Source organism: Flavobacterium sp., assembly GCF_044338735.1.
Taxonomy (GTDB): domain Bacteria; phylum Bacteroidota; class Bacteroidia; order Flavobacteriales; family Flavobacteriaceae; genus Flavobacterium.
In genome coordinates this window covers 1-9,781 of record NZ_JBIIWV010000079.1, presented here as the reverse complement: position 1 = coordinate 9,781, position 9,781 = coordinate 1, and the positions used below count along the sequence as shown (strand labels likewise).

General features: G+C 33.9%; 6 protein-coding genes and 1 pseudogene. 4 read left to right on the top strand and 3 right to left on the bottom strand.

Going from position 1 to position 9,781, the window contains the following annotated elements; genetic code table 11:
* A partial coding sequence (locus tag ACIQZC_RS06545; RefSeq protein WP_396138435.1) for a dGTPase occupies positions 1-897 on the top strand: 897 nt, incomplete at its 5' end.
* An 87-nt stretch (positions 898-984) separates the two neighbouring features.
* A complete protein-coding gene (locus ACIQZC_RS06540; RefSeq protein WP_396138434.1) occupies positions 985-4,326 on the top strand; it encodes a PA domain-containing protein in 3,342 nt (1,113 codons plus the stop codon).
* A 49-nt stretch (positions 4,327-4,375) separates the two neighbouring features.
* Here ACIQZC_RS06540 and ACIQZC_RS06535 read toward each other — a convergent pair.
* Positions 4,376-4,582, bottom strand: a pseudogene (locus ACIQZC_RS06535) (hypothetical protein); the annotation flags it as partial.
* Positions 4,579-6,354 carry a 1-deoxy-D-xylulose-5-phosphate synthase gene (locus ACIQZC_RS06530; RefSeq protein WP_396138433.1) on the bottom strand — a complete coding sequence of 592 codons (1,776 nt, stop codon included), beginning with the start codon at positions 6,352-6,354 and terminating at the stop codon, positions 4,579-4,581. The pseudogene ACIQZC_RS06535 and the gene ACIQZC_RS06530, both read right to left, overlap by 4 nt.
* Before the next feature lie 41 nt (positions 6,355-6,395).
* Between ACIQZC_RS06530 and ACIQZC_RS06525 the strand changes: the two genes are divergently transcribed.
* Positions 6,396-6,836 carry a nucleoside deaminase gene (locus tag ACIQZC_RS06525; protein ID WP_396138432.1) on the top strand — a complete coding sequence of 147 codons (441 nt, stop codon included), beginning with the start codon at positions 6,396-6,398 and terminating at the stop codon, positions 6,834-6,836.
* A gap of 69 nt (positions 6,837-6,905) precedes the next feature.
* Positions 6,906-7,667: an SIMPL domain-containing protein gene (locus tag ACIQZC_RS06520; RefSeq protein WP_396138431.1), complete on the top strand. Its 762-nt coding sequence runs from the start codon at positions 6,906-6,908 to the stop codon at positions 7,665-7,667.
* 241 nt (positions 7,668-7,908) lie between these two features.
* Here ACIQZC_RS06520 and ACIQZC_RS06515 read toward each other — a convergent pair whose 3' ends face one another.
* Entirely contained in the window at positions 7,909-9,459 is a 1,551-nt protein-coding gene (locus ACIQZC_RS06515) for an Rne/Rng family ribonuclease (RefSeq protein ID WP_396138430.1), read from the bottom strand.
* Between the last annotated feature and the right edge of the window lie 322 nt (positions 9,460-9,781).

The window sequence follows — 9,781 nt, the reverse complement described above, 5'->3', positions numbered from 1 at the left end:
CAATGGCAAGATTTAATTGATTTTGAAGGAAATGCAAATGGTTTTTCAGTTATGACATCCACGCGTGAAGGAATTGAAGGCGCTTTACGTATTTCTTATGCTACCTTAGGCGCTTTTATGAAATACCCTAAAGAAAGTTTACCCAAAAAACCGACATCAAAAATTTGTGATAAAAAATATGGTTTTTTTCAGTCTGATGTGGAGTTTTTTCAGGACGTTGCACAAGAATTAGGGCTTATTACAAATAAATCGGGTAAAGATATTGGTTTTGAACGACATCCATTGGCTTATTTAGTAGAAGCTGCCGATGATATTTGCTATACGATTATCGATTTTGAAGACGGTATTAATTTGGGATTAATTCCAGAAGAATATGCATTAGAATACTTAATTAAATTGGTTAAAACCGGCATCGATACTAAAAAATATAATGAATTAACCACAAAAGAAGATCGAATCAGTTACTTGAGAGCTTTAGCCATTGGAAGTCTTATAAGTGATGCAGTTACTGTTTTTATGGAAAATGAAAAAGCTATTTTAGCGGGCGAATTTCCATTTTCATTGATGGATAAAAGTCAGTATAAAGCCCAAATGAATGATATTATTCAAATTAGTGTCAGAAATGTCTATCAAAGCAAAGAAGTTATTCATAAAGAGGTAATGGGGTATAAAGTAATTAATACGCTGTTAGATTGTTTTTGTACCGCAACCAATAAAAAAGAAAATGGAACGGCTTCAAATTACGATGAATTATTGTTGAAATTGTTACCCGAACGATTTCAATTTCAAAAAGAAAATCTATATGACAGATTGTTGCATATTTGCCATTTCGTTTCACTATTAACTGACGGGAAAGCCGTTGAATTATATAAAACCATTCAAGCAAACAAAAGTTAAAGTTCTTAAATTATAAAATAATATTTTGAAAATTGCATTAAAATGCTAATTTTGCGAGAATTAAATACATAAAGCCCTAAATTAATCATGAAAAAACAAATACTATTAATCTTAAGTTCAGTGGTACTTCTTGGAATAAGTTGTACTGATAAACAGTCTGAAAAAAGTACTGCTTCTGACAATCAAAAAACCGTTGTAAACCAAGTTAAATCAACAATTCAAATCGATCATAATGCGAAGCCAACAACTTCAAGCAAATCTGTTTTGTCTGAAAAATCAAAAAAAACTAGTGCTATTGTAGTAGCTAATAATAAAGAGCTTTCTAAGATTGATTTAATCAGAAAAAAACATGAAACTTTTTTAAACAACTCACCTTTTAAAAAGGTAATGGCTTTAAATAAGAAGGAACGAAAAGCAATGGGTATTCCGCCAAATAAGTTCTACGAACAAGAATGGGAATTATCTATGAATCCTGAAACTGGAAGACCTAATCCAGAAAATCTTGATCTCGTTAGAAATGAATTAATTGTTAAAAGACAACAAGCACTAGCTTCTGGAAGAACTCCAGGAGATGGTACAGATAATAATTGGGTTGAAAGAGGGCCAAATAATGTAGGAGGTCGCGTAAGAGCAGTAATGTTTGATCCAAATGATCCAACTTTTAAAACTGTTTTTGCTGGTGGAGTGAGTGGTGGTTTATGGAAAAACACCGATATTACCAGCGCTGCTTCAACATGGACAAGAGTCAATATTCCTGAAAATTTAGCAGTTTCTGTAATTACAGTGGATCCAACTAATAGCAATGTTTTTTATGCAGGTACAGGTGAGTCTTATGTTGGAGGAGATGTTAATGGCGATGGTGTTTGGAAATCTACCAATGGTGGGACAACTTGGACCAAGATTTATGGGGGAATTACAGGAGCTACTACTTTTCAAACCGCTGCAAGTTTAACAATTAACAGCCCGGCAGGTGTTGCAGGAAATTATGATTGTATACCTACAACTGCATTTGGAACACCTGTTACAACTCCAATTACTGCAAATATTGTATTAGTTATTGATGATACTGCGCCAATAACTGATGGTTGTGAAACAATTACCAATGCATCAGCATTGAGTGGAAAAATTGCTTTAATCAGAAGAGGGTTGTGTACTTTTGTGATTAAAGTAAAAGCGGCTCAAGATGCAGGGGCTGTAGGTGTAATAATGATGAATGATAATAGACCTATAACTGGATTAGGCGGTGACGATCCGACTATAACTATTCCTTCAATTATGATTTCTGAACAAGATGGCAATACCCTAGAAGCTGCAGTAACGGCAGGTTTAAGTGGAACTTTAAATCCAGTTGTTCCAGGAGCTTTTACAGGTAATTTAGTACCAGGTAAACAGCATATTAATGATATTAAGGTACGAAATAATGGTGGAGTACCTGAAATTTATGTAGCCGCTGGGGATTCTTTTTATGGAGCTGCAAATGCTGCAACTTACTTAGGGGGACCAGGTTATGGATTATTTAAATCGGTAAATGGTGGATCTAATTGGACAGAAGTAGTATTACCTTTAACAGCAAACGGGTATAGACATTGTCCAAATGATATTGCAATTGCTGCCGATAATAAAATATGGGTTTCTACAACAAATAGTGTAGTATATGGAGATGGTGGTGGAAAAATTTTCTCTTCAACGGATGGAATAAACTTTACATTAGCCCATACAGTACCAGATGGCGATAGAACTCAAATTGCAGTTTCAAGTACAACCGCTAACAAAGTATACGTTTTAGCAGAACTTTCAACAGCGGCAGCAGTTGGGTTATATAAAACTACAAATGGGTTTACTTCAACTACAACTTTAGCACTACCTGATGATGCAGATACAAATATTGATCCAAATGATTTTTGTAGAGGTCAAGCTTTTTATGATTTAATGCTAGAGGTAGACCCTAACAACGATCAAACAGTGTATACCGGTGGTATAGATTTGTTTAAATCAACTGATGGTGGAACTTCATGGGGTCAATTTAGTCATTGGTATGGTGGTTTTGGCTTTCAAGAAGTTCATGCCGATCAACACGGAATGGCTTTTGCTCCCGGTTCTTCAACAAGAATGATTTTTGGTAATGACGGAGGTGTTTATTATTCAAATAATGCGGGCTCTTTAACCGAGGCAAGAAATAATGGTTTAAATGTTACTCAGTTTTACAGTGTTGGTGTTGCGCCAACAAGTCCAGTAAGTGGTTTAACAGGGAATGATTATTTTGCGGCAGGTGCTCAAGACAATGGTACTCAGTATTTTGAAAACGCATCATCAGGGATTAATTCCAGTAATGAATCACAAGGTGGAGATGGTGCTTACACTATGTTTGACCAAGGTGCTGATAAATATTATATTTCTAATTATGTTTATAATGAAAATATTAATTGTAGGTTAATGGTTGCGCCATTTACAGTAAAAGCATTAGATCTAGATTCAAATTCAAACAATGGAGCTTTTATTGCGCCGATGATATTGGATTCAAATTTAGACATGGTATATGCTGATTATTCAAATGGGACCACTTATAGGGTTAGAAGATATTCTAATTTTAAACCAGGTTCAACAGGAGCTGTAGGAAGAAATTCTTTATCAAATACATTATTAACATCCTCACCTACTGCGTTTGCTGTTTCACCATACACTACAACATCTACAACTTTGTTAGTTGGTACACGATTAGGGAAATTACTAAAAGTTACTACTGCAAACTTAACTACTCAAACCTGGACAGATATTACTGGACCTAGTTTTGTAGGGAGTATTTCAGATGTTGAATATGGGGCTACTGAAAATGAAATTTTTGTTACTATGCACAATTATAATGTTGTTAGTATTTGGTATTCTTCAAATGGCGGTACAACATGGGTTTCAAAAGAGGGTAATTTACCTGACCTACCAGTAAAATGTATCTTGAGAAATCCGTTAAATGCTGATGAAGTAATTGTTGGAACCGAACTTGGAGTTTGGTATACTAATAATTTCAATACTACAGCACCTACATGGAATCAGTCCTATAACGGAATGAGTAATGTTAAAGTTGTGGATTTAGATGTAAGAAATGATAATACAGTTTTTGCTGCTACTTACGGTAGAGGTATTTTTTCAGGGCAATTTACGGCTGCTCCATTATCAACAAACGAAAATGTCTTAAATAAAGGAATAAAAGTATATCCAAACCCTTCAAATGGAATTGTAAATATTGCTATTGATAATTATGCTGGAAACATTACGGTTGAAGTATATGATATTAATGGAAGAAAAGTATTTTCAAATGCAGGAGATTATATGAAAGTAAATTCCATCAATCTTCAAGGATTCCAAAAAGGGATTTATATCTTGAATGTTAAAGGAGAGGAGCTTTCTTATTCAGAAAAAATAATTCTTCAATAATTCATATTGTTTTAATAAAAAAGCCGCTAAATAATTAGCGGCTTTTTTATTAAAAATTATATTCAATTCCTACTCCGAGTATTTGTTTTAATTGCACTCTAGGTCCTTTTATAACCTGAGTTCCGGCAATTTCTTCTTTGAATTTGATATCATCATCATAAATTAAATGAGTACCAATATTTGCTTTTACATATTGATTCACGACCATTGCTAATTGTAATTGCCAATCTAAATCAATGTTTCCAAATCTTTTTAATCATCTGAAAAAGTGTTAAATAAATGAATTAAACTATGAACGTCAATTTTACAAAAATGTTGTTGCTCAAAAACCGTCCCATGTTTAATAAAAGTATCTGGAATACCTAAATTTAATATTGAAATAGTATAATTTTTTGTAGCAATAATTGAATTTATTTGTTCTCCAAATCCACCTTTAATGACACCGTCTTCAATAGTTATGAGAATTTCATGTGATTGTATTATGTCATTGATAGCGACTTCGTCTAAAGGCTTAATAAAAGGAAAATGATGATGTGAAAAAAGCGCTTCTTTTTCAATTGAAGCTAATGCTTTGGTTACATTATTACCAATAGTTCCTGTTGATAAAACAGCAATTTTTGTTCCTTTTCTAAGTTTTTTTGCGATTCCAATTTCGATTTTTTCAAATGGTTGTTGCCAATTTACGATTTCACCTCTACCTCTTGGATATCGGATTGCAATGGGCTGATTAAGTCCTTCAGAAGCGGTAAACATAATATTGCGTAATTCTATTTCATCTTTCGGAGCTGCAATAATCAAATTTGGAATACAATTTAAATAAGCAATATCAAAAACGCCATGATGCGTTGAACCATCTTCACCCACTAAACCAGCTCGGTCTAAACAGAATATAACGGGTAAATTTTGCAACGCTACATCATGAATTACTTGGTCATAAGCGCGTTGTAAAAAAGTAGAGTAAATATTGCAAAAAACAACCATACCTTGTGTCGCCATTCCTGCAGCTAATGTAACAGCGTGTTGCTCGGCAATTCCAACATCAAAAGCACGATTAGGAAAAGCTTCCATCATGTATTTCATCGAACTTCCTGTTGGCATAGCCGGAGTTATTCCAATTATTTTTTCATTTTGTTTGGCTAGTTCCACTAACGTATGTCCAAATACATCTTGATATTTTGGTGGTAAATCTGATTCGTCTTTTAGATGAATTTCCCCTGTTTCGGCATCAAATTTTCCCGGTGCATGATATTTTACTTGATCTTCTTCGGCCAATTGTAATCCTTTCCCTTTGGTGGTGATTACATGTAAAAATTTCGATCCTTTTACCAATTTTAATCGCTCTAATTCCGAAATCAATTTGGGTAAATCATGCCCGTCAATCGGACCCGAATAATCAAAATTCAAGGATTTTATGATGTTGTTTTGTTTCGGGTTTTTACCTTCTTTTACCGCGGTTAAATAGTTCTTTAACGCACCAATACTTGGGTCAATTCCAATGGCGTTATCATTTAAAATTACCAATAAATTAGCATCGGTAACTCCGGCATGATTTAAACCTTCAAAAGCCATTCCGCTTGCAATGGAAGCATCACCAATAACCGCAATATGTTGTTTGTCCACTTCACCTTTTAATTGAGAGGCTAATGCCATTCCTAAAGCCGCCGAAATCGAAGTTGAAGAATGTCCCACGCCAAAAGTATCATAAACACTTTCGCTTCGCTTTGGAAAACCCGAAATTCCGTTTAATGTTCTGTTGGTATGAAAAACTGCACGTCTTTCGGTTAAAATTTTATGTCCGTATGCTTGATGGCCCACATCCCAAACTAATAAATCTTCGGGAGTATTGAAAACATAATGCAACGCAATGGTTAATTCTACAACGCCCAAACTCGCTCCTAAATGCCCTTCTTTCTTGGAAACCATATCAATAATAAAGTCTCTCAATTCTTTAGCTAATAGAGGTAGTTGATTTTCAGGAAGTTTCCTTAAATCGGTAGGGTCATAAATTTTTGAAAGCAAATTTTTCATATCTGTACAAAAGTAAGAATTGGTTATCGTATTTTTGTATTATGAACGATATTTTTACTGACGAATTTTTTATGAAGAAAGCCTTGCAAGAAGCTGAAATTGCTTTTGTAAAGGGTGAAATTCCTGTAGGTGCTGTTATTGTAATTGATAATAAAGTAATTGCTCGCACCCATAATTTAACCGAATTACTTCACGATGTTACCGCTCACGCCGAAATGCAAGCCATAACCAGCGCTGCCAACTTCATAGGTGGAAAATATTTAAAAGAGTGTACTTTATATGTTACTTTAGAACCCTGCCAAATGTGTGCTGGAGCTTTGTATTGGTCTCAAATTTCCAAAATCGTTTTTGGGGCTTCCGATGAAAATAGGGGTTATCAAAAAATGGGAACACAATTACATCCTAAAACACAAGTCGTTTCAGGAGTTTTAGAAAAAGAATGTGGCGATTTAATGAAGGCTTTTTTTAAAAATAAACGATAATTTTTTTTTTAAAAACTTGGTATACCTTTTGATACTATATTTTTTTAAAACAAACTAATTCCCTTATTTATGGAAAACAAATTAAAATCAACCTTAGTTATTGGGGTTTCAGTAATTATTTCGGCAGTGGCCTTAGGAACTGCATTTAAAAATCGTAATGAAAATTTAGACACTATTTCGGTCATCGGTTTAGGAACAAAAGATTTTGTTTCTGACGAAATTTTATGGTCGGGAAGTTTTACAACAAAAAGTATTGACATTAAAGAAGCGTATAACAAAATGATTTCTGATCAAAAAATCGTATCGAATTTCTTTTTGAGCAAAGGGTTCAAGAGAGAAGAGTTTACCTTTGGAGCCGTTCAATTTAATAAGCGTTTTAGAGAAATAAGAACAGAAAGTTCGGATGGCGCTTATCAAACGAAATACGAACAAGTTTTTGATGGTTATGAAGCCACACAGACCATTTCTTTTTCGGCTAAAAAGAACCTGGAATTAATGAAACGAATTGAAGAAGTGTCTAGTAAAACATCTGAATTAATTAATTCGGGAATTGAATTATCTTCTAATTCTATTCAATACACCTATTCTGATTTACCAAGTTTAAAACATAGTTTAATTCAAAATGCTTCAAAAGATGCTAGTGAACGCGCACAAAAAATAGTAAAAACAGCAGAAGGTGATTTAGGAAAATTAAAATCGGCAAGTATGGGTGTGTTTCAAATTACCGGTCAAGGCTCTACTGAAGAAGACAGCTACGGCGGAAACAATGACACTTATAGTAAAAATAAAACGGCACGAATTACAGTGCGATTGGAATATGAGTTGGAATAATATTCTAATTTTAAAACACAAAAAAACCGCTAATCTTTCGAGTAGCGGTTTTTTTTTACAGGATACATCCCGGTTTATTTTACTATAATTTCAGTTCCTTCTTTATCAAGGAAGTGATATTCTAGATACGTGTAAGCGTCACGAGATTTGATATTAAGAGGAGGAAGTCCAGTGGACTTCAGGTATAAAAAAACCGCTAATCTTTCGAGTAGCGGTTTTTTTTTACAGGATACATCCCGGTTTATTTTACTATAATTTCAGTTCCTTCTTTATCAAGGAAGTGATATTCTAGATACGTGTAAGCGTCACGAGGTATAATTTTCACCCATTTCTTATGTTCAAAAAACCATTTTGAACGTAAGGATGGAAAACCTTTAGTAAGGTATGCTGCCACAAATGGATGTATGTTTAGTACAATTTTTTTATGGTCTTTAATAATGCGTTCAAGGTCAGCCGATATTTTATCAATAATTAAAATAGGAGCTTCGATTTCCCCATGTTCATTGTTTGGGTCTTCTTCTCTTGTTTTAATATTTACTTCTGGTCTAACTCTTTGTCTAGTTATTTGAATTAATCCAAATTTGCTAGGAGGCAAGATTTTATGCTTGGCCTTATCGTCACTCATTTCTTCTCTTAAGAAATCATAAAGTTCTCTGCGGTTATCTGGATTTTGCATATCAATGAAATCCACCACAATTATTCCGCCCATGTCTCTAAGTCTCAATTGGCGAGCAATTTCTGCTGCTGCAATCATGTTAACTTCAAGTGCAGTACCTTCTTGGCTAGTTGCTTTGTTTGAACGGTTTCCGCTGTTTACGTCAATGACGTGTAAGGCTTCAGTGTGTTCAATAATTAAATAAGCACCTTTGCTCATGGAGACTGTTTTTCCAAAAGACGTTTTTATTTGTCGTTCAATATGATATTTCTCAAATAGAGGCAGATCTTTTGACTGATAGTGTTTTACGATAGACACTTTATCCGGAGCTATTTCTTGCAAATAGTCCTTCGTTTCTAAATACAAATCTTCGTCATCTACATGAATACAAGAAAAAGTATCGTTAAATACATCTCTTAATATAGAAGAAGCTTTGTTTAATTCACCTAATACTTTTGATGGATGATTGGCTGTCTGTAAACGACGACTCATCGACATCCATCTTTCTAAAAGGGTTTGTAGATCTTTATCAAGTTCGGCTACTTTTTTGCCTTCGGCTACTGTTCTCACAATAACACCGAATCCTTTTGGTTTAATGGATAAAACCAGTCTTTTTAGTCGATCTTTTTCTTCTTTTGATTCTATTTTTTGAGAAACAGAAACACGATTTGAAAACGGCACTAAAACGACATATCTTCCAGCTAGTGAAATCTCAGAACTAATTCTGGGACCTTTAGTTGAAATAGGTTCTTTAACCACTTGAACTAAAATCGACTGATTCGGACTTAAAATATCCATAATAGATCCGTCTTTGTTGATTTCAGCTTCAAAAGAAAAATTTTTGAGTGAATAATCTTTTAATTTACCTGCGCTTACAAGTTTGATGAATTTTATTAAAGAGGGAAGGTTTGGACCTAAATCATGATAATGCAAAAAAGCATCTTTTTCATAACCTAAGTTAACAAATGCAGCATTTAAGCCAGCAACCGGTTTGCGAATTTTGGCGATAAAAATATCTCCAACTGCAAAATTGCTTTGTTTTTCTTCTTCTTTATGTAATTCAATTAGTTTTCCATCTTTTAATAAGGCAAAATCTACGGCGTCTGAACCCGATCGAATAATTAATTCTTTGTTCATGCTGTACATTTTTATCTGTTTGTGCTGGATTTTGGGTGTTTTGATGTTTGGTGTTTTTAATTCATCCATCATCTAACATCCATCATCTAACATTTTCACAGATGGATTAAATAATAATTTTACAGGATTTTTCCCGATAGCCAATGTTGAGTTGACTAATTTCAATGAACTTTTTTTAAAAAAGAAAAAGTAGTTCAATACTACTTTTTCTTTTTATGACGGTTTGCTCTCGCTCTTTTTTTACGTTTGTGAGTTGCTACCTTATGTCTTTTCCTTTTTTTACCACTTGGCATAACATGTTGGTGTTTAGATTAATAATTTA

Coding starts and splice junctions, on each gene's coding strand:
- ACIQZC_RS06540 (WP_396138434.1), top strand. CDS start 985: ATGAAAAAACAAATACTATTAATCTTAAGTTCAGTGGTACTTCTTGGA.
- ACIQZC_RS06530 (WP_396138433.1), bottom strand. CDS start 6,354: ATGAAAAATTTGCTTTCAAAAATTTATGACCCTACCGATTTAAGGAAA.
- ACIQZC_RS06525 (WP_396138432.1), top strand. CDS start 6,396: ATGAACGATATTTTTACTGACGAATTTTTTATGAAGAAAGCCTTGCAA.
- ACIQZC_RS06520 (WP_396138431.1), top strand. CDS start 6,906: ATGGAAAACAAATTAAAATCAACCTTAGTTATTGGGGTTTCAGTAATT.
- ACIQZC_RS06515 (WP_396138430.1), bottom strand. CDS start 9,459: ATGAACAAAGAATTAATTATTCGATCGGGTTCAGACGCCGTAGATTTT.